This is a genomic window from Glycomyces halotolerans, assembly GCF_054779575.1.
Map to the genome: position 1 here is coordinate 69,054 of NZ_BAAGXZ010000013.1, position 25,714 is coordinate 94,767.

The window sequence follows — 25,714 nt, forward strand, 5'->3', positions numbered from 1 at the left end:
GGACGTAACTCAGTGCTGACCAGCGCCGCCGATTTCGGCCGCCCCGCCTCTCCGCCAACGGATCCGCCGGAGGCGCTCGGAACGCCGGTCCTATTGGGCCGCGACTCGGCCGACGCCTATCGGAGCCTCATCGCGACCGTGTCGCAGCGCATCGCCGAACGCTTCGCCACGGTCGACTCCCCGACCACCGGCATCGCCCCGAACGCGCTTCGGCCGGCCGTCGACGCGGTCGACCTCGACCGTCCGCTCGGCGGGTTCGACGACGCCCTCGACGAGATCGGCGAGCTGTACCTCCGCGACGCGGTCTGGTTCCACCACCCCCGCTACCTGGCGCACCTCAACTGCCCAGTCGCGCTCCCGGCCGTCGCCGCCGAAACGGTCCTGGCCGCCGTCAACACCTCTGTGGACACCTGGGACCAGAGCGCCGGCGGCACCCTCATCGAGCAGCGCCTCATCGCCTGGACCGCAGCGAGGATCGGCCTCGGCCCCGACGCAGACGGCGTCTTCACCTCCGGCGGCACCCAGTCGAACCTCCAGGCCCTCCTGCTGGCCCGCGACGAAGCCGTCGAGACGGTCGTCAAGAACAGCGCCGAACCGCTGCGCGACGTCGAGGCGCTCCCCCGCCTGCGGCTCTTCGCCTCCCCCCACACGCACTTCAGCGTCGTCAAGGCCGCCAGACTGCTCGGCCTCGGCGAGGACGCCGTCGTCACCGTCCCGGCCGACCGGCGCTTCCGCATGGACCCGGTCGCCCTCGACGAGGCGCTGACCCGGTGCGTCGACGACGGCCACGTCCCGGCGGCCGTCATCGCCACCGCGGGCACCACCGACCACGGCGCCATCGACCCGCTCGCACCGATCGCCGAAGTCTGTGCGGCGCACGAAGTCTGGTTCCACGTCGACGCGGCCTACGGCTGCGGTCTGCTCGTCTCCCCGACACGGCGCGGCCTCATCGACGGCGTCGAACGCGCCGACTCGGTCACCGTGGACTACCACAAGTCGTTCTTCCAGCCGGTCAGCTCCTCGGCGGTCCTCGTGCGCGACCGGGCGTCGCTGCGGCACGTCACCCACCACGCCGACTACCTCAACCCGGCCGGGGCCGCGCTGCCGAACCAGGTCGACAAGAGCCTCCAGACCACCAGGCGCCTCGACGCGCTGAAGCTGTGGATGACCTTGCGAGCCTTTGGGCCCGACACCATCGGCGCCATGTTCGACCGCGTCTGCGACCTCGCCGCCGAAGTCTGGGAGCACCTGCGGAACGACCCGCGGTTCGAGACGGCCGCACCGGCCTCCGAACTGTCCACGGTGCTGTTCCGGCTCCGCGGCGGCGACGACGAGGCCCAGAGGCGCGCCAGGGCCGCCATCGCCGCCGCCGGGGAGGGCATGGTCGCCGCGACCCGGGTGGAGGGACGCACGGCCCTCAAGCTGACGCTGCTCAACCCCGAGACGACCCTCGACGACGTCGTCCCCGTCCTCGACGCGCTGGCCCGCCGCGCGCAGCCCCAGGAGGCATAGATGGGCGACCGGCGAACGCACGACTTCATCGGCATCGGCCTGGGGCCGTTCAACCTCGGCCTGGCCTGCCTGACCGACCCGATCGACGGGCTCGACGGGGTCTTCCTCGAACGCAAACCGAACGTCGACTGGCATCCCGGCATGCTCATCGAGGGCACCACCATGCAGGTGCCGTTCATGGCCGACCTGGTGACCCTGGCGGACCCGACCTCGCCGTACTCGTTCCTGAACTACCTCAAGGAGAACGAGCGGATCTACCCGTTCTACATCCGCGAGTCGTTCTTCCCGCTGCGCGGCGAGTTCCAGGACTACCTGCGCTGGGCGGCCGCGAAACTCGGCAACCTCCGCTTCGAGTGCGAGGTGACGGCGGTCGAATGGGACGGCGGGCGCGAGGCGTACGCGGTTCGCGGCACCGGGCCGGGCGGCGAGGAGGTCCATTGGGGCCGCAGGCTCGTGCTCGGCACCGGCACCCCGCCGTGGGTGCCGCCGGCATGCCGGGAACTGCGCGGCGAGACGGTATGCCACGCCTCCTCGTACCTGGAGCACCGGGAGCGGCTGCGCGAATGCGGCAGCGTGACCGTCGTCGGCTCCGGCCAGAGCGCCGCCGAGGTCTACCGGGACCTGCTGTCGGACATCGATACCGGCGGGTACGAGCTGAACTGGGTGACCCGTTCGCCGCGGTTCTTCCCGCTGGAGTACACCAAGCTGACCCTCGAGATGACCAGCCCCGACTACGTCGACTACTTCAACGCGCTGCCGGGCGCGAAGCGCGACGAGCTCAACGCGGCCCACAAGGGACTGTACAAGGGCATCAACTCCGAGCTCATCGACGAGATCTACGACCTGCTGTACCAGAAGCGGTTCGCGCACGGCTCGGTGCCGACGCGGCTGTTCACCAACTGCACCGTCGAGAAGGCCGCCGAGGGCGAGGGGTTCCGGCTCGGCATCCGGCAGCACGAGCAGGACCGCGACTTCGAGCTGCGCACCGAGGGACTGGTGCTGGCCACCGGTTACGCCTACCGGGTTCCGGCGTTCCTCGACGGCGTCCGTGAACGGCTGCGCTTCGACGCGGCCGGGCGTCTGGAGGCCCGCAGGGACTACAGCGTCGACGCCGCCGGACGCGGGGAGGTGTTCGTGCAGAACGCCGAACTGGGCACCCACGGCTTCGTCACGCCCGACCTCGGCATGGCCGCCTACCGCAACTCGTGGATCATCCGGGCCATGACCGGCCGCGAGGTCTACCCGATCGAACGCCGCATCGCGTTCCAGGAATTCGCCGCACCGGAGGTGACCGAATCGTGAAGGCTCCAGGGTCCTTCTACTTCATGCACGACCGTCTCGGCGACTTCGGCATGCGCCTGGTCGACCCGCCGACCGACGCGCCGCTGCTGCACGAGTGGGTGACGCATCCGAAGGCCGTCTACTGGATGATGTCCGAGGCGACCGTCACCGACGTGCTGCGCGAGCACGAGCAGATCGAGGCCAGCGAGCACCACTTCGCCTACGTCGGGCTGTTCCAGTACCGGGCCCGGTTCCTGGCCGAGGTCTACGACCCGGCGCATTCGGAGCTGGCCGACGTCTACGACGTCAGGGAGGGCGACATGGGCATGCACGTCCTCACCGCCCCGACCGACCGGCCGATCCCCGGGTTCACGCGGGGGGTCATGTCCGCCGTCATGCACCTGCTGTTCGACGGCTTCGGCGCAAGGCGCGTCGTGGTCGAACCCGATGCCGAGAACACCCCGATCCACCGGCTCAACGAGTACGTCGGCTTCCGCCCCGACAAGACGGTGCGGCTGCCGGACAAGCAGGCGCTGCTGAGCTTCTGCGCCTTGACCGACTTCGAACACTCCGAGGCGAGAGGAGCCAGGCCGTGACCGGACCGACCGACCACCTCAGGCGCGAGCACTGGCGCGAGGCGACCAGGCGCCTGCTGGCCAAGGCCATCGGCGAGTTCGCGCACGAGCGGCTGCTCGCTCCGGTGCGACTCGGCGACCGGTGCGTCCTGGCCGGGAAGAGCGACCGGTACCTGTTCAAGGCCGCGCGGCTGGCGCTCGACCACTGGGCGGTCGAGGCGGCGTCGCTGACCCGCGAGAGTCTCGACGGCGAGCCGCTGGAGCTGGACGCGGCCGCGTTCTTCGTCTCGTTCAAGGACGAGCTCGGCCTGAGCGACGAGATCCTGCCGGTCTACCTCGAGGAGGTCGCGAGCACCCTCAACCGCGGGGCCTACCAGCTCGCCGAGCCGCAACCGACCGCCGAGGAACTGGTCGAGGCCGACTTCCAGGCGATCGAGGCGGCCATGACCGGCGGGCACCCCTGCTTCGTGGCCGGGTCCGGGCGGCTGGGATTCACCTCGTCCGACTACCTCGCCTATGCGCCCGAGACGGGACGAGGAGTGCGACTGCTGTGGCTGGCCGCGCCGCGCCGGCACGCGATGTTCACGGCCGCACCGGAGCTCGACGCCGACTGGCTGATCGAGACGCAGCTCGACCGAGACGCGAGAGAGCGCTTCGCGGCGGTGCTGGCCGAACGCGGCCTCGGATTCGAGGACGTGCACCTGATCCCGGTGCACCCGTGGCAGTGGCACAACAAGATCTCCACGACGTTCGCGGCCGAGGTGGCCGAGGGGCGCTTGATCCCCCTCGGCGAATCGAACGACGAATACCAGGCGCAGCAGTCGATCCGGACGTTCTTCAACCGCTCAAGGCCCGAGTCCGACTACGTCAAGACGGCCCTGTCGGTGCTGAACATGGGGTTCATGCGGGGCCTGTCGACCGAGTACATGGAGGTCACCCCCGCGATCAACGAGTTCGTGGCCGGTCTCGTCCACGGCGACCCGGTGCTGGAGAAGACCGGGGTGACGGTGCTGCGGGAGCGGGCCGCGGTCGGCTACCGGCACCCGGCCTACACCGCGAGCGCGCCGAAGGGCTCGCCGTACCGGAAGATGCTGGCGGCGCTGTGGCGCGAGAGCCCGGTGCCGCGGCTGGGCGAAGGCGAGCGCGCGGCCACGATGGCCTCACTGCTCCACGTCGACACCGCAGGACGGCCGTTCGCCTCGGCGCTCATCGAGCGTTCGGGTCTGGGCGCGGTCGAGTGGCTGGAGCGGTATCTGCGGGCGTACCTGGTGCCGCTGGCGCACTGCCTGTACCGGTACGGGCTGGTGGTCATGCCGCACGGTGAGAATGTGATCCTGGTGCTGAAGGACGGCGCGGTCGAGCGGGTGTTCCTCAAGGACATCGGCGAAGAGGTCGCGGTCCTGAACGCGTCGACGCCGGTGCCGCAGGAGGCCGAGCGGATCCGCGCCCAGGTGCCCGACGAGGTGGCGTCGCTGTCGATCCTGACCGATGTCGTGGACTGCTTCCTGCGGTTCCTGGCCGCGATCCTGCACACCGACGGCGTGTTGGACGAGCGGGAGTTCTGGGCGGTGACGGCGGGCGTGCTGCGGCGGTACCAGGCCGAGCACCCGGAACTGGCCGAGCGATTCGCGAGGTACGACCTGTTCGCCGAGGAGTTCCCGCTGTCGTGCCTGAACCGCCTGCAGCTGAAGAACAACAAGCAGATGGTGGATCTGGAGAACCAGGAGGAGAGCCTGATCTACGCGGGGAGACTGGAGAATCCGCTCGCCGAGTGGCGCTGAGGCAGGGACGCCCACTCGATGCGGCACGTTCCGTTCGGATGTGACACGGCGGGCCATGATGGGAAGGTGAACTATGATTTCGATTTCTCCGACAGGCCCGTCCTCATCACCGGCGCGAGCCACGGCCTCGGCCTGGCGACGGCCACCCTGCTCGCCTCCACCGGCGCTCCCCTGGCACTGTGCGCGCGCAACGCCGCGCCGCTCAACGAGGTCGCCGAGCGGCTCCGCAAGGAGTTCGAGGTGCCGGTGTTCACTCGGCAGCTCGACGTGGCCGATGAGCAGACGCTCGTCGAGTTCGTGACCGAGGCCGGCAAGCGGCTCGGCGACTTCAGCGGCATCGTGGCCAACGTCGGCGGCGCGCGCGGCACCCACCTCAAGGACACCTCGCCGCTCGACTGGCAGTACACCTTGGGCGTCAACCTCGTCGGCGCGATGACGGCCCTGCGAGCGTCGACGCCGCAGCTCAAGCGCACCAAGGGCTCCGCGGTCCTGGTCTCCTCGATCTCCGGGACCAAGCCCGCGCCCGGTCTGACGTACGGGGCGACGAAGGCCGCGCTGAACCACGCCGCCGCGATCCTGGCCCAGGAGCTCGGCGTGCACGGCGTGCGGGTCAACGCCGTCGCGCCAGGCTCGATGCTGGTGCCCGACCGGGCCTGGGACCGCATGCGCCGCGACGACCCCGAGCGGTACGCCAGGTTCCAGCGGGAGTTCCCCGCCGGGGAGCTCGTGGACCCGTCCGATGTGGCCACGGTGATCGCGTTCCTGCTCTCGGACGGGTCCGCGGCGATCAACGGCGCGGTCGTCCCCGTCGACGCCGGCCAGAACGCGCCGACCGCCTACGGGTACTGAGGCACGCTCGTCTTGCCGAGGATGAACGGCACGACCACGAGCGCGGCGATCGCGCAGCACAGGTTGAGCACGCCGTAGCCGAGGTATTCGACGATCGGCCCCGAGGCGACCCCGGCGACCATCGCCGCCAGGCCCATGACCATGTCGGAGAAGCCCTGCGTCGAGGGCCGCTCGGCCGGACTCACCGCTCCGGTCACGAGGGTCGCCGCCGAGACGGTCATCGCCGACCAGCCCAGACCGAGGAGCATGAGCCCGATCGACAGCCGCACGTGGTCGTGCCCGGCCGTTCCGGCGACGGCGCACGCGGCCACGAGTATGGCCACCCCGCCGACCAGGACCGGCCGGGGGCCGAAGCGGTCGGCCAGACGCCCGAACACCGGCGACAGCGCGTACATCGCGCCGATGTGCAGCCCGATGACGATGCCGACCATCGTCAGGGCCTCGTCGAGACTCGCGATGCCGTGCCGGATGTGCAGCGAGGTCATGGCCATGACGCCGACCATCACGAAGTGGCCGAGGGCGGCGGAGATGACGCCGGTGCGCACGTCGGGGTTGCGGCGGGCCATGCGCAGGCCGTCGGCGACCGACCGCTTCGGCGCCTGGGTCTCGCCGCTGATCTCCCGGGCCGTCAGCAGCGGGTCGGGCCGCAGGAACGCCGCGATGAGCAGCGACGTCAGCAGGCACAGCCCGCCCATGGCGACCATCGTGCCGATGTAGTCGGGGCCGCCGAACCACTCGCGCCAGGTGCTGTTGGCCAGCGCCGCCAGCATCGGCCCGGTGACCGAGCCGATCGTGGTGGCCCACAGGATCAGCGACAGGTGCGAACCGCGTTTGCCGACCGGGGAGAGGTCGGCGGCGGCGTAGCGGGACTGGAGACCGGCGTAGGAGGCGCTGCCGAGCAGGAAGTAGCCGGTGACGACGATTGCGGCGGCCTGCAGGTGGATCGCGCCGATGACGACGAGGACGCCGGCGACGGCGCAGGCGTACCCGAAGACGAGTCCGCCGCGTCGTCCGAAGCGCTCGGTGATGCGGACGGCGGGGATGACCACCAGTGCCGAGCCGCCGACGAACAGGCTCTGCCCGAGGCCGGCGTAGGTGCTCGATCCGGTGAGGTCCTCGATGAGGAGGGCGCCGACGGCGACGCCGATGCCGACGGCGAGTCCGCCGAGGACCTGGGAGCCGAACAGGACGCCGAGGGTGCGCCGCTGCTGTGCGGCTATGTCCGGGGACGCGGTGGTGGTGGCCATCCGGGGGGTTTCCTTTCTGGAGTTCTCAGACCGGCGGTGCGGCCGGTCCGGCGGCCGAGGCGATGATCTCGGCTACGGCGGGGGCGATGTCGGGGTCGAGCCGTCCGGTGCTGACTCGGATGCCCTGGTCGCCGCGGAGGGCGTAGGCGCGGCCGGGGGCGACGGCGTAGCCGGCGTCGCGCAGGGCGATGACGGCGGCGGTCTCGTCGGCGACGGGCACCCAGAGGTTGAGGCCGGTGGTGCCGAAGGCGCTGATGCCGTGTGCGGCCAGGGCCTCGCGCAGAGCGCTCTGGCGTTCGGCGTAGACGCGCCCGGCGCGGTCGACCAGCTCGGTGACGGCGGGGTCTTCCCAGGCGGCGATGACGAAGTGCTGGAGGATGGTCGAGACCCAGCCGTGGGACAGGGTCATGCGGCCCTGGACCCGGGCCTTGGTGTCGGCGTCGGCGGCGACGAGGGCGCAGCGCAGGTCGGGGCCGTGGGCCTTGGAGACGGAGCGGACGAACAGCCAGCGGTCGGCGGCGTCGGCGACCAGCGCCAGCGGGGTCTGTGCGAGCTCGCCCCAGTGGTCGTCTTCGATGACCAGGACGCCGCGGTGGGCGGCGATGACGTCGCGGAGCGCGGCGGCGCGGGCGGCGTCGACGGCGGCGCCGGTGGGGTTCTGGCCGCGGCCGGTGACGATGAAGGCGCGGGCTCCGGTGGCGAGGGCGTGCTCGAGTTCGGCCGGGTCGGGGCCGTCGGCGTCGACGGCGACGGGTTTGATCTGGTATCCGGCCGAGAGCAGGAGGTCTCTGAGGTTGGACCAGACGGGGTCTTCGATGGCGACGGTGTCGCCGGGTTCGAGGTGGGCGGCGAGGCCGCGTTCGACGGCGTCGAGGGCGCCGGAGGTGACGGTGAGCTCGCCGTCGACGCCGTCGGCGGCGAAGCGGTCGCGGGCGAGGTCGAGCAGGGTCGGGCAGGGTCCGCCGTCGCGGTAGTTGGGGTGGTCGACGGACACGCGGGGCATGAGCGTGGCCAGGTCGGGCAGGAATTCGGGGTCGGGTTCGCCGCTGGCGAGGTCGGTGAGGCCCGGGGGGACGACGAGGGTGCCGGCCGGGGTGAAGGCGGAGCGTTCGCGCACGAAGGTGCCGGCTCGGCCGCCGGTCTCGACGACGCCGCGCTGGCGGAGCCGGCGGTAGGCGGCGGCGACGGTGCCGGCGGCGACGCCGAGGTCGGCGGCGAGTTTGCGGACGGCCGGGAGGGTGCGGCCGGGCCTGAGGTGCCCGTCGCGTACGCCCACTTCGATGCTGGCGGCTATTTCGCTGGCTGTGCCACCGGTGATCTGATAATGTACCGACATAATGACAAGATTGTATCAGTACAAAATTGCGGATGGGAGTCCCCCCGATGAGCGCCCAGTTCACCCAGACCGACCGCACCACTCCCAAGCGGGCTCGCGAGCGCGTCTCCTACGAGAAGGCGGCCGCCTACGAGATCCTCGACGAGGCGCTGCACTGCGACGTGGCCTTCGTCGGCGCCGACGGCGCGCCCCGGGTCATGCCGTTCTTCCACGCCCGGCTCGGCGGCACCCTCTACCTGCACGGTTCGACCGGGTCGTCGCTCGGCCTCGGCGGCGGCGAGGGCTTCGCGGTGAGCGTGACGGCCACACTGGTCGACGGCATCGTCTACGCCAAGTCGTGGATGCACCACTCGATGAACTACCGCAGCGTCGTCGCCCACGGGCCGGCGCACGAGGTGGGCGACCCGCACGAGCGCTGGATCGCCATGCGGGCCTTGGTGGAAAGGCTGGCTCCGGGCCGGGCCGACCGTTCGCGGGAGCCGAACCCCAAGGAAGAGGCGGCCACGGCGGTGCTGGCACTGCCGCTGGACGAGGTCTCGGTCAAGCGGCGCGCCGGAGGCCCGAACGACGACCCCGCCGATCAGGACCTGCCGTACCGGAACGGGGTCGCGCAGGTGACCACGGTGGTCACCGGTCGGCTCTGACCGGTCAGACCGCGGCGGCCCCGCTCTCGGCGCCGGCCGCCTCGGTGCGGTCCAGCCGCCACACCGCCAGCGAGCCGCCTCCGGCGACGGCCAGCACGAACAGGACGAACGTCAAGGTGTAGGGCCAGGTCGGGGCGGCGTCGCCGGTGTACTGCACCATCTGGCGCTCCTCCCCCGCGGCCCACCAGATCGCCTGGCGGATCAGCTGGAGGAAGTCGCGGTCGCCCCAGGTCTCGTAGTCGCCGCCGGGCACCGTGTAGAAGACGTCGCGTTCGTCGTGGGCCCACGCGACCGGGTCGCCGGAGCCGAGGTGCGCGAGGATCTCGGTGTCGGCGTCGGTCGGTTCGGGGTCGAAGTAGAACCAGCGCTCGGTCAGCTCCAGTTCCTCGTCGATGCCGTCGGTGATCGGCGAGCCCTCGGCGACCTCGACGGTCTGCTTGGAGGCCGGCTCGGTGGGCGGTTCGAGCGCGGTCGCTCCCAGCGACTCCTGCCACCAGTCCCAGTCCGGTTCGGTGACCGCCGCCGAGTGGGTCCCGACCAGGCCGCCGCCGGACTCCACGAAGGTCTCGAGCGCGTCCTGCTGCGACCGGTCGAGGATGTCGCCGGAGGTGTTGAGCAGCATGACCACGTCGAACCGGTCGAGGTCGGCGAGGTCGGACGGCTCGCCTTCGACGAGGTCGAACTGCCAGCGCCGCGCCTCCATGCCGAGTCGTTCGAGGGCGTACTCGGCGACTTCGGGGTTGTCGTTGCCGGCGGTGACGGCCAGGACGCGCGGGCGATCGTCGGCGTGGGCGGCCGAGGCCGGGGCCCAGGCGGCGCACGCCAGCATGACGACCGTGCAGAGTCGCAGCAGGGTTCTCACGCGCTCACCTTATCGGGCCCCGGCTTCGGGTGCTGTGGCGGTTTGTTCGATGGCGGGCGAGGCTCAGCCGCAATGGCTCCAGCCGCTCATCCACGAGCTGGATCCGACCGATCCGCCCCACTTGACGCAGGTGCCGGGCGCGTGGCGTTTGACCGGTCCGGCGTAGTAGGAGAAGTTGCCCGAGTCGGTGCCCATGGTGCCTCCCTGCTTCTGGAGGCTGGCCGAGACCGGGCTGGGCGTGCCGATCTTGGTGGTCTTGATCGTGACCACGCAGTTGTAGCCGGTGGAGCTGTTGTACATCAGGTGGACGCGGCCTCCGTTGACCGCGTGGGAGTTGATCTGGACGAAGTCGCCGCCGCAGACCTCCTTGGGCGTGTACGGGTTGCCGCCTCCGCCGCAGGCGTTGGAGCTCCTGACGGCGCGCTTGGTGCCGTAGGCGACGCGGGTGCCTTCGACGACGGGGGTCACGACCGAGCCGGAGCTGTTGCGCTGCTCGTAGTGCAGGTGGGGGCCCGAGGAGTTCCCGGTGGAGCCTACGGTGCCGATGCGGGTGCCCTGACTTACCTTCATCGACGTGCCGGCGGCCTGGCGCATGGTGTTCAGGTGGGCGTAGCGGGTCCGGGTGCCGTCGGGGTGGACGATCTGGATCCACTTGCCGTAGCTGGTGTTGCCGGCGTTGTAGAAGTAGGCGGTGCCTCGGGCGGTCGCGCGCACGGGCTCGCCGCCGATCGCGTCGCCGCCGTAGGACTGCCAGTCGATGGTGTTGCTCGGGTTGTGGCCTCCGCTCCAGTTGTTGGCGTAGAAGGTCTTGTTGCAGTTGAACGGGCTCTTGTGGCTGACGGCCTGGATCGACACGTCCTGCGCGCCGGCGGCGGTGGCCGGGATCGTGGCTCCGGCGAGGGCCAGGGTGAGCGCGGCGATGAGGAAGACGAGCTTTCGCGTGCCGGTGAGCGTCCGGATGTGGGCCGGACTCTGCGGGCGTCCATCGGTTCGCATGAGGGACCTCCTTAAAGGGATATTGGGGGCGCCGCGCCGCGATCTGCCGGCACGGTGACCATCATGCGTAAAATGGACAATATCGGAGTTTTCCTTCGTTGTGAAGGTCACATTTGGAGAATTTCTTCAGAACGGCCCGTCACCTGTAGAGCGCCTTGGCCAGGCGGCGCTGCGCGATCCAGGTGCCGACCGCCGCCAGTCCGCACAGGTAGGCGACGTTGACCAGCATCATCGGGGCGAACTGGCCGAGGCTGATGCCGCGCACCAGCTCGATGCCGTGGTACAGCGGCATGACGTACACCAGCGGCTGCGCGAAGACCGGATAGGCCTCCACCGGCGTGAACGTGCCGCCGAACAGGAACATCGCGAACACGACGGCCATCATCCAGTCGAAGTCGGTCCACTCCCGGAAGAACGTCGACAGCGTCAGCCCGATGCCGGAGAACGCCAGCGCGATGAACACGCAGGCCGGCACGGCCAGGATCGACCACCACGAGTCGAGCAGGCCGAACGCGCCCATGGCGAGCACGAACATGCCCACGTAGATGCCGCCGCGGATGAGCGCCCACCACACCTCGCCGAGGGCGATGTCCCACGGCCGCATGGGCGTGGCCAGAACGCTGTCGTAGATCTTCATCCACTTGAACTTCGCGAACACGTTGATGGAGGTCTCCATGAGCGTGCCCATCATGGCGGCGTTGGCGAGGATCGCCGGGGCCACGAAGGCGGTGTACGAGACCTCGGTGCCGTCGGCGAGGGTGATGTCGCCGACCAGCGAGCCGACGCCGAAACCGAAGGCGAACAGGAACAGCAGCGACTCGACCCCGCCGGAGACGATGAGGACCCAGGCGCGGCGCATGGCCACCCAGTTGCGGGACAGCATGGCTCCCGAGGAGCGGACGCTGGTGCGCAGGAGGCTGTAGGAGATGACGGACACGAGCGCTCCTAGAACGACAGTCGGCGGGCGACGACGCGTCTGGCCGTGAACCAGCCGGCGACGCCGAGCGCGACGAGGTAGACGAGGTGGGCGGCGGGCGGCAGCGCGGGGGCGACGCCGGCGCTCGCGGCGCGGGCCAGCTCGGTGCCGTGCCACAGCGGCGAGATCCACACCAGCGGCTGCAGGAAGCCGGGCATCTGCTCGGCCGGGAAGAACACCCCCGAGAACAGGGTGATCGGCATGATCGCGAACCGGAAGATCGCGTTGAGCATGGCGTCGTTCTTCAGGCTGGAGCTCCAGGCGAACAGCCACGGCGCGATCGCGGCCGAGACGAACACCGAGACGCCGACGGCGAGGGCGGCCCAGGCCGAGGCGAAGACGCCGAAGAGCGCCAGCACGGAGGCCACGACGGTGCAGGCGGTGAGGGGCCGGAAGACGACCGCGTAGAGCAGGTGGCCGTTGAGGATGTCGACCGGGCGCAGCGGGGTGGCGCGCTGGGCGAGGTAGGCCCCGCCCCACTCCTCGTAACCGCCGAAGACCGGGTAGACCATGTCGTTGCCGAGCATCATGACCGCGACCGAGCAGACCAGGCCGGGGGCGATGAATTCGGCGTAGGTGATCCCGCCGGTGGCCGAGGCGTCGATGTAGGAGCCGACGCCGATGCCGATGCTGACCATGTAGAGGATCGGCAGGAGGATCGAGGAGAAGACGGTGCCGTGCCAGATGTGCCGGTAGAGCGCCATCTGGAGGCCGAAGGCGCGCCAGGCCGCGGCGGCGGGGCCGGGCGGTCCGGCGAGTTCGGGCCGCGCCGTGGCAGTGGTGGTCATCCTCCGTCCTCCACCAGGGCGCGGCCGGTCAGGCGCAGGAAGACGTCTTCGAGGGTGGCGCGGCGGGCGAGCACGGAGGTGGGCCGGACGTTGCGGGCCTCGAGGGCGCCGGCGGCGTCGTCGCCGTCGTCGGTGTAGACGAGGATGCGGTCGGGCAGCGGTTCGATCTGGGAGCCGACGCCGGTCAGTTCGAGCGAGATCTCGGCCAGGTCGGTGGTGTGGAGGCCGGCGAAGCGCAGTTCGACGACCTCCTTGGTGACGTGGGTGTCGATGAGCTCGCGCGGGGATCCGGCGGCGATGATGCGGCCCTCGTCCATGACCACGAGGCGGTCGCACAGTTGCTCGGCCTCGTCCATGTAGTGGGTGGTGAGCAGGATCGACACGCCCTGCTGCTTGAGCTGGAATAGCCGTTCCCAGACCAGGTGGCGGGCCTGCGGGTCGAGTCCGGTGGTGGGTTCGTCGAGGATGACGAGGTCGGGCTCGTTGATGAGCGATCTGGCGATGGCCAGGCGGCGCTGCATGCCGCCGGAGAGGTCGTTGACCTTGTCGCCGGAACGGGCGCTGAGCTGGACGAAGTCGAGCAGTTCGGCGGCCCGGGCCTTGGCGATCTTGCGCTTGATGCCGAAGTAGCCGGCGTAGACGGTGAGGTTCTCGAACACCGAGAGCATGTTGTCGAGCGTGTTGTCCTGGGGCACGACGCCGAGGCGGGCCCGGATCCGGGGGCCCTGGGTGCGCGGGTCCAGGCCGAAGACCTCCAGTTCGCCGTCGCTGGGCTCGGAGACGCACCCGATCATGCGCATGGTGGTGGACTTGCCGGCGCCGTTGGCGCCGAGGAAGCCGAATGCCTCGCCCCGCCGGATGTCGAAGTCGACGCCCCTGACCGCCTCGTGCTCCCCGTAGCGTTTGCGGAGGCCGCTTGCGCGCACCAGTATCTGGTTCTCATCTTCCGGCATGGTGCCGAGCCTAGATCGTCGCTCCGACAGGGTGCCAATCGTTATTCAAACCGGTGAACGACGGAAAGGTGGGGCTAGCACTACCCGCATTGGCGGGTCAGCCGTAGAGACAAGATCCGGTTCACGGACGAAGCTTGTAGTCGAGACCAGATCTCCCTGGATCTAGACCAGGTCGGTCGCGGTGGGCCGTCTCACTACGAGCGGCGCGCGAACTGCTCCGCGATCGGCACGAGACCGAGATGGGAATGCCAATGCCGACCGCATTGATCGAACGACCCGCCCCGAAGAAGAAGACCGGCAGCGACTTCGCCGAACTGACCACGCGGATCAACGAGGCGGGGCTCATGCGCCGGCGCCCGGGATACTACGTCGTCAGGTTCAGCATCGTCGGGGCGCTCTTCGCAGGCACGTGGGCGAGCTTCGCGTTCATCGGCGACACGTGGCTGCAGATGTTCACGGCCGTGGTGCTGGCCATCGTCAGCGCGCAGGTCGCGCTCTTGGGCCACGACATCGCCCACCGGCAGGTCTTCCGCACCCGCACCCCTTCGGAGCGGGTCGGCTTCTTCACCGGCAACCTGGCCAACGGCATGGGCTACGGGTGGTGGAACGACAAGCACACCCGGCACCACGCCAACCCGAACCACGAGGACCTGGACCCCGACGTGAGTCCGGGCCTGTTCTCCTGGTCGAAGCGCCAGGCTCGCATCGCGCAGGGCATCAGCCGGTTCTTCGGCAAGTACCAGGCGCAGCTGTTCTTCCCCGTGCTCACCCTCGAGGGCTTCAACCTGCACGTCTCGGGCATCAAGTCGGTCCTCAAGCCCGGTCTCAAGCACCGGGCCCTGGAGGCGACGCTGCTGGCGGTCCACTTCGCCGCCTACGTCGGGGCCGTCTTCCTCGTGCTCTCGCCTGGCAAGGCCGTCGTGTTCATCCTGGTCCACAAGGCGGTCTGGGGCGTTTACATGGGCTCGATCTTCGCGCCCAACCACAAGGGCATGCCGACCTTCGTCGGCAAGACCGAGCTGGACTTCCTGCGCAAGCAGGTCCTGACTTCGCGCAACGTGCGGGGCGGCTGGCTGATGGACAACGCGCTCGGCGGCCTGAACTACCAGATCGAGCACCACCTGTTCCCGGGCATGCCCTCGCCGCACCTGCCGAAGGCCCAGCCGATCGTGCGCGACTTCTGCGCCGAGAAGGGCATCCCGTACCACGAGACCGGCCTGATCCAGTCGTGGAAGGAAGCGCTGACCGAGCTCCACGCCCACGGCGAGCCGCTGCGCAACCCGGAGGCCGCGAAGGCCCGATAGGGCCTCGATGAGACCACGAGAAGCCGTCCGCTCGGTGCGGGCGGCTTCCTGCCGTTCGCGCCCGGTGCGGGACGAGTGCGGCTACGGCGACACGAACGGCCGGACGGACCCGCGGATGACCAAGTGGGTGCCGAGCACGGTCTGCGGCGGAGGGCCGCCGTTCTTCGCGTGCTCGAGGGCGAGCCGCACGGCGGTGCGCCCGAGTTCTTCGTGCGGCTGCGAGACGGTGGTCAGGTCGATGTCCATCGCGGGCGGCAGGTCGTCGAATCCGACCATCGACATGTCCTCGGGCACCCGCAGCCCGTGCTCGAGCAGCGCCTGCCGCGCGCCGGCGGCGATCTGATCGTTGCAGGCGAACAGGGCGGTGAAGTCGGGCGGTCCGGCCGCCAGGCGCTCGCTCATCATCCGATAGCCTTCGTGCCGCTCGAAGGTGCCTTCGACTTCGAGGGCCGGATCGTGGGGCACCCCGTGCGCCGAGAGGGCGTTGCGGTAGCCGGTGATCCTGGCCTCGGCGGTGGTGTATCCGGTGCGGTGGCCGAGGAAGAGGATCCGCCGGTGTCCGGCGGAGAGCAGATGACTGGTGGCCGCGAACGCGCCGCCGGTGTAGTCGCACTCGACCACCACCGCCGGAGCGTCGGGGCCCAGCGGCGGGCGGCCGCACAGCACCAGCCGAGAGCCGATGGCCGCCAGCGCGTGGGCGTACTTGCTCATGCGGGCCCGGTACGCGTCGTCGGGAGCCACGTTGCCGACCAGGATCACCGCCTCGGCGTGCTGCTCGCGCATGAACTGCACCATGTCGAGCTCGCGCTCGGCGTCGCCTCCGGTGGTGCCGATCTGGCACAGGCGGCCGGCTTCGGCGGCCTGCGTCTGCACACCTTGGGCCACATGGGCGTAATGCGGGGATATGACCGAGTTGACGATGATGGCGATGCTCCCGCGCGAGGTGCCGGCGAGGGCGCGCGCGTGGACGTTGGCGACGTAGTCGAGCTCCTTCACCGCGCGCATGACCTTGGTGCGGGTGGCCGGCGAGGCGGGATAGTTGCCGGTCAGGATCCGGGAGACGGTCGCGACCGAGACTCCGGCTCGCTCCGCGACTTCGCGGATCGTGGACTTGCGGGCTCCGTCGTCGGTTCTGTTCGCCTTCCGCGCCACCTGATCCGCCGCTCTGGTTGAAACTGCTCAAAAACGGTTACGGAAACAATGATTCCCGGTCCCTGCGGGGGTGTCAAACGCGGGGCGGGAGCCGGGGAGCGGCCGGCGGCCGTTCCCCGGCTCGCGCCGGCGCCTACCGCTCGCCGGCGAACAGGGTCTCGGCCTCGGTGAAGTACAGCTCCGCGGCTTCGGCCGGGGTCAACTCCTCGAACCGCACCTGCTCGAAGTACTGGGCGTACTTGGCCTCGACGGCGCCGGCGGCCGCCGGCGGAGGCGGTGGGGCGTCGATCATGTGCTCGGCGACGCTGTCCTCGTAGTCGAGGATCTGCCGCGTGTACTCGTCGACCTCCATGTTCTCCAGTCCCGCGTCGGTGGCCGGGATACCGCGGTTGGCGCCGAGGATCTTGGCGGCTTCGGGGTCGTTGAGCAGGAAGTCGACGAGCATCCCCGACTCTTCGGGGTACTCGGAGTTGGCGGCGACGACGAACTGCATCGAAGGCTTGAGGTAGATGCCGAGGTTGCCCGGGTCCGCGGTCGGCGGGGCCGCGAGCGCCAGGGTCCCGCCGTTCTCGGCCACCGTCGGCGCGAGGCCGGTGAGGATGTTGTCCCACCGGATCATCGAGGCGATCGCGTCCTCGGTCATGCCGTCGGACCATTCCGCCGAGGTGCTCGGCGATGGCAGGGCGCCCGATTCGAGGAGCGGCACGGTCATGTTCCACCACTCGACGAGCTGCTGCCGTGTGAAGCCAAGGCCGGAGCCGTCCTCGGCGTAGAAGACGCCTCCCTGCTGGAGCAGCCACATCTCCAGGAATATGTACGACAGGGTCCAGTCCTCGCCGCCCCACCTTCCTTCTCCGAGCGCGTCGGTGAGCGTCGTGACGAGCCGGCCGTAGTCGTCCCAGGTGTATCCGGGCTCGGGGACCGCGATGTCGTGCTCGGCGAACAGGTCGGCCCGGTAGACCAGGCCGTTCGTGTTGGCGCCGACGGGGACGGCGAACAGTTCGCCGTCGACCTTGCCGGTCTCCAGCAGGTTTCCGCGGAAGCCGGAGGTGTCGACGAGGCCCTCGAGCGGGGTGAGCATGCCGTTGCCGCCGAACTGCCGCAGCCTCGGATAGTCCATCTGGAACACGTCGGGCAGGTCCTGGGAGGCGCTGCGGGTGGTCAGGCCCTCCCAGTAGGGGGCGTAGTCGGCGAAGTTCGCGCGGACGGTGATGCCCTCGTGCCGCTCTTCGAAGAGGTCGAGGGCCTGCCTGGTGACTTCGGCGCGTTCGTCGTTGCCCCACCATTCGAAGCTCAGTTCGATCGGGTCGTCGGCGGTGCCGGCCGGTCCGTCGTCGCCGCAGGCGGCGGTCGCGCCGAGGACCGCGGCGCCGGCGGCGCCGGCCAGCAGGGAGCGTCGCTTGGCGCGGGGGTGGTTGCTGATCATCGTCGATCTTCTCCTTCGGTGTGAGGGGGTCCCGCTCGCACGGGCTTCGGGATCGCTTCGGTCGGGTCCCGGCCGGCTGTCGTATCGGGATTGTTAAATCGTTTTAACCGCCGGTTTTGACACTAGAACGCGCTTTCAAGCACTGTCAAGAGTCGCCGCCGACATTTCGGCGACGATCAGGACGCTCGGGCCCCACGAAGATCCGGGCACGGTAGCGGTGCCGTCCCGGTTCGAGAACGCCCTTGAGCACCGGAAGCACCGTGGTCGGCCAGTAGAGGTGCGTGCCGGGCATCGGCGTGATGACGCCCGCGCGCCGGTTCCCTTCGACGTCGACGACCTCGCTGCGTATTCCTCGGGACGTCACCACGGCGCGGTCCTCGGCGATGTCGTCGACGTGCGCGCCGCCGGGTACGCACCAGCCGCCTTCACCGGTGAAGAGCCTTCGCTTCGTCTCGATCACGTGGAGCCGGGTGTGCCAGCCGTCGACCGAGGCTTCCAGGGAGGTCGTGACGGTGACGTCGTCCCACGGGCGCCATACGACGGTGAGCACGCCGTTCGCGTCGACGGCGCCGTCCTCGGAGTCCTCCCGGCAGCGCCAGTGGCGACCGTCCTCCGAGAGCACCAGCGTGCCGTCGACGCCGGCCGACTCCAGGCCCGCCCCGTCGGCGGCGTGCGCGAATCCGGCCAGGCTCGAGTACGCGAACTTGCCGTAGCTGTGCCTGCCGCCGCGCATCTTCGCCCGCCATGCCTGCCCGTTGAGCCTGGTCACATGGCCGCTCCCGTCGCGGATGTGGACCGCGCGCGCGGCTCCGTGCGGCTCGATACCAGGTTCGGGGGCCACGGGCTCCGAGGTCCAGAATGGGTGGTCGGCTCCGGCCAGGAGCCCGGTGAAGATCTTCATGGCCCACCACGGCGAGCCGGCGGTCAGGTACTGCTCCACCAGCGAATTGTTGGGATAGGCGTAGCCGACCGTCAGGCGCCCTTCGGGGTCGAGGATCGGCTTGTCCCACCACCACTGGAGATGGCGCCGCGCGAACCCCGCCGCCTCGCCCCACGGCACGGCCTCGACGTCGGCCGCGGCCAGCGCGCCCCACAGCGAGCCCTGGGCGAAGCGGTAGCCCATGCTGCGCCCGTAAGGGACCGCGGCGCCGTCGGCGGCGAACCAGGCCCGGAACCTGCGCGCGAACTCGACCGCCGGGGCCAGGTAGCGGTCATCGCCGCTGAGCCTGTAGTGCAGCAGCGCGTAGGTGTGGAAGGCGAAGGGGTTGTAGTAGTCGACGCGGCCGCCGGGGCCGTCTTCGAAAACGCTTCCATCGAGCAGGAACTCACCGATGCGCTCCAGGTGCGCCTCGGCGACCGACGGATCGCGTTCGATGCCGATCCGGTCGAGGCCGTGGCCGGCGAAGACCGGGAAGTAGTGCCAGTTGTTGTCGACCACGCCCGTGGCGTAGGCGGAGGCGAGCCAGGCGGCGAGGCGGTCCTTGGCACTCGGTCGCAGCGGGTCCCAGAGCCGTTCGGGCGCCAGGGCCAGTGCCCAGCCGAGGCCGGCGGCCTCCACGCAGCGCTGGTTGGCGTGGGTGTGGTCCCCGACGTACCAGTCGTCGTCGGGGTCGGTCGCCCTGGCGATCGCCTCGGCCAGGCCGGTCCAGAGGTCGTCGGGCACCCGCGCTCCGACGGGGACCAGGCCCCACAGCGGCCGGGTGAGCAGCTCGAACCAGTTCTCGGCGTGGGAGTGGTTCGACATGGTCACCGGCATCGCGGCCGGTCCGCGGACGGCGAGCTCGACGGCGGGCCGGGCCAATGCCACGGCGGCGTCGGCCCAGCCGGCGCGGGTCGGCTCGAGGGGTTTAAACGTTTTCAGTGCTGAGGTCACAGGCGGAGACGCTACCAACACGGCACTGAGGGCGGCAACCGGCGGTAGGCCGCACGCGGCGCGGCGAGTCGGTCGGACTCGCCGCGCCGTCGCGGCGGTCGGTCAGTAGCGGATGTCGGGCCTGGGCGGTGGCGCCATGCCCGCGCCGAGGAAGTAGTCGACGTGGTGGGACTGCATGTAGCCCTTGAGGGTCATGGCGTTGCGGTAGGCCGGGTTGTGGGCGAGGGTGTAGAGCCTGAGGTCGGTCGGCCGGTCGGTGGTGAAGACGATGAGCTCGTTGTAGTCGCCGTTGGTGTAGACGGCCTCTTCGCGCCAGTCGCCGAAGAGGTCGGCGACGAGCGTCGGCCCGCCCTGGGCGGCGGTGACCGCCCCGTAGTGCCAGGTGCTCTCCAGCCGCGGCAGGCTGTTGGTCGGAGTGGGGTTCTCCGGGTCCCACTTCTCGATCTTGCCGTCGTTGAGCAGCTCCATGGTGGCGTCCCCGTCCCACCACAGGCCCAGCTGCGGCCACGGCTGGAGGTCCGTGTTCGGTTCGGTCAGCTGATTCGACGGCGCGTTGTAGAGGCCGTCGAACGACCAGACCTCCATGCCGGGGAAGCGCGGGTCGACGTCGCCGGCCATGCCGCGGCCGACGTCGGAGGTCCCGCCGAGCACGTGCTGCCAGATCATCTGGCCGGTGGCGGCGTCGTAGTAGTACTCGCGCAGGCCGCCGGGGTGGTTCTGCTGGACGCCGTAGCCTTCCAGGCCCGGCCGGTTCGGGTCCATGTCGGCGATGTGGAAGCGGTCGCCGTGGACCAGGCCCTGATCGCCGAGCGAGTAGCGCAGGGTCCCGTCGCCGTTGAGGACGAATCCGATCTCGGCGAACTCGTCGCGCCCGTCGCCGTCGACGTCGATGATGCGGGAGTTGTGGCCGTCGGGCAGGTTCTGGCCGCCGCGCAGGAACTTCCATTCCATCTCGACGTCGCCGCCGTCGAAGTTCCAGGCGGTGACCATGAGGTTGAAGCCGCCGCTGCCGATCCGGTTCTTCATGTAGGCGACCAGGCTCGGAGTCGTCCCGTCGAGGTGGCCGACGCCGAACCGGGCGTACATGGGGCCGTCGGCGATGTAGTCGGTCGGCACTCGGGCCGCGTCGCGCAGCGCGCCGGTCCGCCCGTCGAGGATGGCGATGAACTGCTCGGTGTCGTTGTGGTGGTCGAAGGTCCGGCCGTCGCCGAAGGTGACGCCGTTCGCGATGCGCACCGCGACTTCGGATCGGCCGTCGCCGTCGAGGTCGTAGACGGTGACGCCGTCGTTGTGACCGACGTCGATGGTGGACGATCCGCCTTCGATGTTGTTCTGGTCGGTGCTGTTGTGGCCCATGTCGACCTCCCATAGGAAGTCGCCCTCACCGGTATAGGCCTCCAGCGACTGCGGGGAGGTCTGGCGGTCGATCACGTAGTCGTAGTCGCCGTCGCCGTCGAGGTCGCCGGCCCAGACGAACTTCACCTGGCCGCCGTCGCGAAGCGGCACGCGCACGACCGGTTCCTCGGCGTGGTTCGCCGGCAGGGTGAACGCGTCGCTCGCCGCCTGTTCGACGCCGTCGATCACCGGCGCGACCCGGTAGCGGTTGGACTTGGACAGGTCCGCGGTGGAGTCGACGTAGTTGGTGCCGCCGGACAGCGGGCCGCCGTTGAGCTTCACTTCGCCGCCCCCGTCGGTCGAGCGGTAGACGTTGAAGCCGATGCCCTCCGGATCGAGGCCCAGCAGCCTCCAGCCGACCAGGACGTCGGTGCCGCCCGAGCGCACCGCCACGACGCCGCGGTCGAGGTCTTCCATCGGACGGGTGCCTTGCGGCGGCTGGGAGACGCCGCCCATCGCGAAGTCGAGGTAGTCGATGTTGGCGAGGCCGGCGGCCGTGGTGGCGACCAGGCGGATCCTGTTGGCGCCGGCCTCGACCGGCACGGTGAGGCGGCTGGTGGACCACGAGTTCCACGCACCGGTGCTCGGAAACGCGACGGCGGTCCGCGCGGTGGCGCCGTCGACTTCGACGTCGGCGGACCGGTCGGCGCCCGAACCGTTGGCGTACCCGACTTCGAGGGTCGCGGTGCCCTGGCTCGGGGCCTCCACGGTGAACTCGGCGAAGGACCCGGCGGTGTTCGGGGTGTTGCAGAACCCGTCTCCCGAGTATCCGGAGTGGTTCGCGTCGACGGTGCCGTCGCAGACGGCCGCCGGGGCCTCGGCCTCGTGCCGTCCTTCCTGGGCGTGGCCGAGCGGTGCCAGCGCCCAAGCGGTCCCGGCCGCGACCGTGGCCGCGGTGGCGAGGACCGCTATGGCCCTCGATCTCGTAAACGTTTTCACTTCTGGGCTCCAAATCTGGTGGTCGAGCGAGTTGAATTGAATCGTTCAAATGCCGTTTCGGCTCCCGAGCGCCGCGCGCGGCGGCGCCTCGGGCGGCCGGTGGACCCGTACCCGAACGCGACGGGACACACTGATCTACACATTTAAACATCGATCAGCATAGATTTCAATGCGGGATTGTTCTGCGTAAACATCTATTACTGCCTTGAACCTCACCGTATTGAGGTGCGGGGCGGCCGGTTCGCGGGCGAAATGCGCGGCGGCGGCCTTCCGAGCAGCGGTTGACTCTGCATCAATGTGTGGCTATATTGAGGCGCTCATGGGTTAAAACGATTTAACCTGCGAGACGCCGGAATCCCCTTGGAGGAACCATGTCCGCCCCTTCACCGGAACCCGAACCCGTTCCGTCCGTATACGAACCCACCGGCGGCATGAGCCGCCGCGACATCCTCGCGACCGCGGCGGGCGTCGCCGCGGCCACATCGCTCGTCCATGGCTCACCGGCAGGAGCCGAACCGCTGGAGAATGACGGCGAGGTCGCCCCGCAAGGGCCCGACTCCGCCGACCTGGCCTGGCTCGAGGGCCGACCGGCCGAATCGCCCGGTTCCACCTGGGGCGTCCCCTGGGGACGCGGGAGGTTCCAGGAGAACCAGCAGTTCAAGCTCGTCGGCGACGGCGCCGACGTACCGGTCCAGACCTGGCCGCTCGCCTACTGGCCCGACGGGTCGCTGAAGTGGACCGGCCACGCGGTCGGCCCGGACGCCGACGCGGAGTCCTTCACGCTCAGCGCCGGCGAGCCCGCCGCCCCCTCGACGCCGGTCACGGTCTCCGAGAAGCACAACCACATCGACGTCGACACCGGTGTCATCAAGACCCGCATCAAGAAGAGCGGGACCGACCTCATCCAGCACATCAAACGCGGCGACCGCACCATCGTCAAAGCCGGGCACCTGGTCAACATCACCCAGGCCGAGGCGCCCGACCCCGAGACCTCCTCGGTGACCCGCGAGCGGTACACCAGCGACATCGAGGACGTCGTCGTCGAACAGGACGGGCCCGTGCGAGCGGTGGTGCGGCTGGACGGCCACCACCGCAAGGTCAAGGGGCGCGGCCGATCCTGGCTGCCGTTCACCGTCCGCCTCTACTTCTACGCCGGCGGCGAGTCCTTCCGGATGGTCCACACGTTCGTCCACGACTCGGACGGGTCGAGCGCCTTCATCGCCGGGCTCGGCGTCCGGTTCAAGGTGGCGCTCGCCGACGAGCTGTACGACCGGCACGTCCGCTTCGTCGGCGAAGGCCACGGCCAGCTCGCCGAAGCGGTCAAGGGACTGACAGGTCTGCGCCGCAATCCCGGCGACGAGGTGACCGCGGCGCAAGTGGCGGGCGAGGCCGTCCCCGACATCGGCGAGTGGGACGAGCGGGTCAGCAGCAGGGTGCAGTGGATCCCGGCCTGGGGCGACTACTCGCTGTCCCAGTTCACCAGCGAGGGCTACGCCATCCGCAAGCGCACCCGGAGCGGCCACGGCTGGGTGCCGGTCGACCAGGGCCGCAGGGCCTCGGGCTTCGCCTACCTCGGCGGACCCTCCGGCGGATTCGGGTTCGGCATGAAGGACTTCTGGCAGCGCCACCCGACCGGACTCGACATCCGCGACGCGCACACCGACGACGCCACCGTGACGATCTGGATGTGGTCCCCTGAGGCCCAGCCGATGGACACCCGCTTCTACCACGACGGCATGGGCCTGGACACCTACGAGAAGCAGCTCGACGCGCTGAACGTGACCTACGAGGACTACGAGCCCGGATTCGGCACTCCCTACGGCGCGGCCCGCACCACCGAGCTCCAGTTCTGGGTCACCGACGCCACGCCGTCCCGCGAGCGCCTGGGCCGCATGGCCGACGTGGTCCGGGCCCAGCCGCAGGTCATCGCCTCGACCGAGCACATGGCCGCGGCCGGCGCCTTCGGCGGCCTGTTCGGGCCGGTCGACCGCTCGCACCCGGTGAAGGCGGACGTGGAGGACACGCTCGACTTCGTCTTCGACTACTACCGGAGCCAGCAGGACCAGCGCCACTGGTACGGCTTCTGGGACTACGGCGACGTGATGCACTCCCAGGACGGTTCCCGGCGGGTCTGGCGCTACGACGTCGGCGGCTACGCCTGGGACAACTCGGAGATCTCGCCGGACATGTGGCTGTGGCAGGCCTACCTGCACTCGAACCGGGCCGACATCTTCCGCTTCGCCGAGGCCATGACCCGCAAGACCGGCGAGGTGAACGTGTACCACGCCGGCGAGTGGGCGGGGCTGGGCACGCGCCACGGCGTCCAGCACTGGGGCGACTCGGCCAAACAGGTCCGCATCTCCAACGCCAACTACCGGCGGTACTTCTACTACCTGACCGCCGACGAGCGGACCGGGGACCAGTTGCACGGCCTCTCCAGCAGCGAGGACACCTTCCTGGTGCTCGACCCGATCCGGAAGATCCGCGACCCCGAGGACGAATACGTCCCGGACCGGAATGCGCTCAGCATCGGTTTCGGCACCGACTGGTCGGCCCTGGTGGCCGCCTGGGTGACCGAGTGGGAGCGGCGCGGACCGGACTGGGAGTTCTGCCGCCAGAAGGTGCTGGGCACGATGGAGACCATCGCGGCCCAGCCCAACGGCTTCGCCCAGGGCACGGCACTGTACGACATGGACACCGGCCGGTTCGCGATCGCCGAGGAGCCGGTGACCGAGCGCAGCAACCTGGCCAACGCGTTCGGGCGGATCGAGATCTGCGCGGAGCTGATCCAGCAGATCGACATGCCGGCGTTCGAGGAGGAGTGGCTGAGGTACTCCCGCTTCTACACGGCCACCCGCCAGGAGCAGGAAGAGGAGTACGGCGGACGGTTCGCGGACCTGTTCCTGTACGCCTACGCACGGGCGAACGCGTTCGTCTACGCGCGGACCGGCGACGAGTCTCAGGCCGAGCACGCCTGGCACCGCTTCCGGAACCCGATCAAGTCGTGGGAGATCGCGCCGGGCCTGCCGAAGGAGACCGAGGAGGTGACCGACACGCTCAACCGGACCGACTGGTGCGAGTGGATCGCCACGAACGAGGCGGCCCAGTACGGGCAGGCCGCGGTGCAGATCCTCGGCCTCGTCGGCGACTTCGCTCCCGACGAGTGACCCGTGCGCCCCGGTCGAGCGACAACGCGAAGAGGGAGCCGTTCGGCTCGGCCGTTCCATGAGAAGCCGCCCGCGTCCTGCGCGGGCGGCTTCGCTCCGTCCGGTTCAGCCTCGGCCGGTCAGGGCGAAATCGGCTTCGATCACGTCGTCGGCGATCACCTCGACTTCGGCGGTGTCGGGCTGCGGCTCCCGCGCCTCGGCCTCCAGCGTGGTCGGTCCGGGCTCGCTGAACAGCAGGTATCCGCCTTGTTCGCGAATACTGAAAGTATAAATAGATATATGTCGAAGCAAAACCGCCTCGACACACCTTCTTGATGGCGGTTGCCGAAGTTCGGGGGAAGCGGACCGCGTCGAGCGAGCGCGGTGGTTCAATGCCGTGAGCGGGCTGCCGACCGACATGCCCTGCCCGAACGGCACCGATACGGGGAGACTGCGCCGGTCACGGAAGAACCCGAGACCGCCCACCGCCGGCAGCCCGGTGAAGACACGCTGGCACCGCGGTGGCGTCGGCGCTGGACACGTCTTCAGGTCTGCGGGTCTTTCGGGGCTCGGCTGATGTAGGCGGTCTCGGGCTCACGGGGGGACTGTTCGGGCCAACCGGCCTGGTCATTGTCGATCCGGCGGACCGTCGACGATTGCAACGGTCCGGTGCTGGGGC

At 69.8% G+C, this 25,714-nt stretch carries 20 protein-coding genes; 8 read left to right on the plus strand and 12 right to left on the minus strand.

The genetic code is table 11. The features are described 5' to 3' along the window. Window positions 1-12 precede the first annotated feature (12 nt). The 5 genes from ACYVL2_RS12515 to ACYVL2_RS12535 all read left to right on the plus strand — a co-directional run bounded on the left by ACYVL2_RS12515 (window position 13) and on the right by ACYVL2_RS12535 (window position 5,998). Complete coding sequence (locus ACYVL2_RS12515) at window positions 13-1,512, plus strand: pyridoxal phosphate-dependent decarboxylase family protein (RefSeq protein ID WP_460543734.1); 1,500 nt, start codon at window positions 13-15, stop codon at window positions 1,510-1,512. Further along, window positions 1,513-2,814: a lysine N(6)-hydroxylase/L-ornithine N(5)-oxygenase family protein gene (locus ACYVL2_RS12520; protein WP_460543736.1), complete on the plus strand. Its 1,302-nt coding sequence runs from the start codon at window positions 1,513-1,515 to the stop codon at window positions 2,812-2,814. Beyond that, the gene (locus tag ACYVL2_RS12525; protein WP_460543738.1) at window positions 2,811-3,389 is read left to right on the plus strand and encodes a GNAT family N-acetyltransferase; all 579 of its coding nucleotides are present in this window, start codon (window positions 2,811-2,813) and stop codon (window positions 3,387-3,389) included. The genes ACYVL2_RS12520 and ACYVL2_RS12525 overlap by 4 nt, the downstream gene beginning before the upstream one ends. Beyond that, on the plus strand, window positions 3,386-5,149 hold the full coding sequence (locus tag ACYVL2_RS12530) for an IucA/IucC family protein (protein WP_460543740.1): 1,764 nt from the start codon (window positions 3,386-3,388) through the stop codon (window positions 5,147-5,149). Before ACYVL2_RS12525 ends, ACYVL2_RS12530 begins: the two co-directional genes overlap by 4 nt. Before the next feature lie 66 nt (window positions 5,150-5,215). Further along, window positions 5,216-5,998, plus strand: coding sequence for an SDR family NAD(P)-dependent oxidoreductase (locus ACYVL2_RS12535; protein ID WP_460543742.1), 783 nt, complete (start codon window positions 5,216-5,218; stop codon window positions 5,996-5,998). On the opposite strand, the gene ACYVL2_RS12540 is transcribed toward ACYVL2_RS12535, so the two are convergent. After that, entirely contained in the window at window positions 5,986-7,245 is a 1,260-nt protein-coding gene (locus ACYVL2_RS12540; RefSeq protein WP_460543744.1) for an MFS transporter, read from the minus strand. The genes ACYVL2_RS12535 and ACYVL2_RS12540 overlap by 13 nt on opposite strands. 25 nt (window positions 7,246-7,270) lie before the next feature. Continuing rightward, a complete protein-coding gene (locus ACYVL2_RS12545) occupies window positions 7,271-8,581 on the minus strand; it encodes a transcriptional regulator domain-containing protein (RefSeq protein ID WP_460543746.1) in 1,311 nt (436 codons plus the stop codon). 47 nt (window positions 8,582-8,628) lie between these two features. Between ACYVL2_RS12545 and ACYVL2_RS12550 the strand changes: the two genes are divergently transcribed. Continuing rightward, window positions 8,629-9,225 carry a pyridoxamine 5'-phosphate oxidase family protein gene (locus tag ACYVL2_RS12550; protein WP_460543748.1) on the plus strand — a complete coding sequence of 199 codons (597 nt, stop codon included), beginning with the start codon at window positions 8,629-8,631 and terminating at the stop codon, window positions 9,223-9,225. 4 nt (window positions 9,226-9,229) lie between these two features. On the opposite strand, the gene ACYVL2_RS12555 is transcribed toward ACYVL2_RS12550, so the two are convergent. From ACYVL2_RS12555 to ACYVL2_RS12575, 5 genes are all read right to left on the minus strand, one after another. Further along, the gene (locus tag ACYVL2_RS12555) at window positions 9,230-10,087 is read right to left on the minus strand and encodes a ThuA domain-containing protein (RefSeq protein ID WP_460543750.1); all 858 of its coding nucleotides are present in this window, start codon (window positions 10,085-10,087) and stop codon (window positions 9,230-9,232) included. Between the two features lie 63 nt (window positions 10,088-10,150). Beyond that, complete coding sequence (locus tag ACYVL2_RS12560; RefSeq protein ID WP_460543752.1) at window positions 10,151-11,083, minus strand: M23 family metallopeptidase; 933 nt, start codon at window positions 11,081-11,083, stop codon at window positions 10,151-10,153. Between the two features lie 139 nt (window positions 11,084-11,222). Then, window positions 11,223-12,020, minus strand: coding sequence for an ABC transporter permease (locus ACYVL2_RS12565; protein ID WP_460543754.1), 798 nt, complete (start codon window positions 12,018-12,020; stop codon window positions 11,223-11,225). An 8-nt stretch (window positions 12,021-12,028) separates the two neighbouring features. Beyond that, window positions 12,029-12,847, minus strand: coding sequence for an ABC transporter permease (locus ACYVL2_RS12570; RefSeq protein WP_460543756.1), 819 nt, complete (start codon window positions 12,845-12,847; stop codon window positions 12,029-12,031). Further along, window positions 12,844-13,800: an ABC transporter ATP-binding protein gene (locus tag ACYVL2_RS12575; RefSeq protein ID WP_460543758.1), complete on the minus strand. Its 957-nt coding sequence runs from the start codon at window positions 13,798-13,800 to the stop codon at window positions 12,844-12,846. Before ACYVL2_RS12575 ends, ACYVL2_RS12570 begins: the two co-directional genes overlap by 4 nt. 251 nt (window positions 13,801-14,051) lie before the next feature. Here ACYVL2_RS12575 and ACYVL2_RS12580 point away from each other — a divergent pair, with 251 nt between their 5' ends. After that, window positions 14,052-15,104 (plus strand): fatty acid desaturase family protein, encoded by a 1,053-nt coding sequence (locus tag ACYVL2_RS12580; protein WP_460543760.1) that lies wholly within the window; start codon window positions 14,052-14,054, stop codon window positions 15,102-15,104. Window positions 15,105-15,185: 81 nt separating this feature from the next. Here the strand turns inward: ACYVL2_RS12580 and ACYVL2_RS12585 are convergent, their stop codons facing one another. The 4 genes from ACYVL2_RS12585 to ACYVL2_RS12600 form a co-directional block, all read right to left on the minus strand. Next, the gene (locus ACYVL2_RS12585; protein ID WP_460543762.1) at window positions 15,186-16,256 is read right to left on the minus strand and encodes a LacI family DNA-binding transcriptional regulator; all 1,071 of its coding nucleotides are present in this window, start codon (window positions 16,254-16,256) and stop codon (window positions 15,186-15,188) included. A 133-nt stretch (window positions 16,257-16,389) separates the two neighbouring features. After that, complete coding sequence (locus tag ACYVL2_RS12590) at window positions 16,390-17,682, minus strand: ABC transporter substrate-binding protein (RefSeq protein WP_460543764.1); 1,293 nt, start codon at window positions 17,680-17,682, stop codon at window positions 16,390-16,392. 145 nt (window positions 17,683-17,827) lie between these two features. Further along, window positions 17,828-19,555 carry a DUF2264 domain-containing protein gene (locus ACYVL2_RS12595; RefSeq protein WP_460543767.1) on the minus strand — a complete coding sequence of 576 codons (1,728 nt, stop codon included), beginning with the start codon at window positions 19,553-19,555 and terminating at the stop codon, window positions 17,828-17,830. 102 nt (window positions 19,556-19,657) lie between these two features. Then, window positions 19,658-21,889, minus strand: coding sequence for a rhamnogalacturonan lyase family protein (locus ACYVL2_RS12600; protein WP_460543769.1), 2,232 nt, complete (start codon window positions 21,887-21,889; stop codon window positions 19,658-19,660). 431 nt (window positions 21,890-22,320) lie between these two features. On the opposite strand from ACYVL2_RS12600, the gene ACYVL2_RS12605 reads away from it, so the two are divergent. Then, entirely contained in the window at window positions 22,321-25,056 is a 2,736-nt protein-coding gene (locus tag ACYVL2_RS12605) for an exo-rhamnogalacturonan lyase family protein (protein WP_460543816.1), read from the plus strand. Between the two features lie 105 nt (window positions 25,057-25,161). On the opposite strand, the gene ACYVL2_RS12610 is transcribed toward ACYVL2_RS12605, so the two are convergent. Continuing rightward, complete coding sequence (locus tag ACYVL2_RS12610; protein WP_460543771.1) at window positions 25,162-25,473, minus strand: hypothetical protein; 312 nt, start codon at window positions 25,471-25,473, stop codon at window positions 25,162-25,164. Window positions 25,474-25,714: the final 241 nt, after the last annotated feature.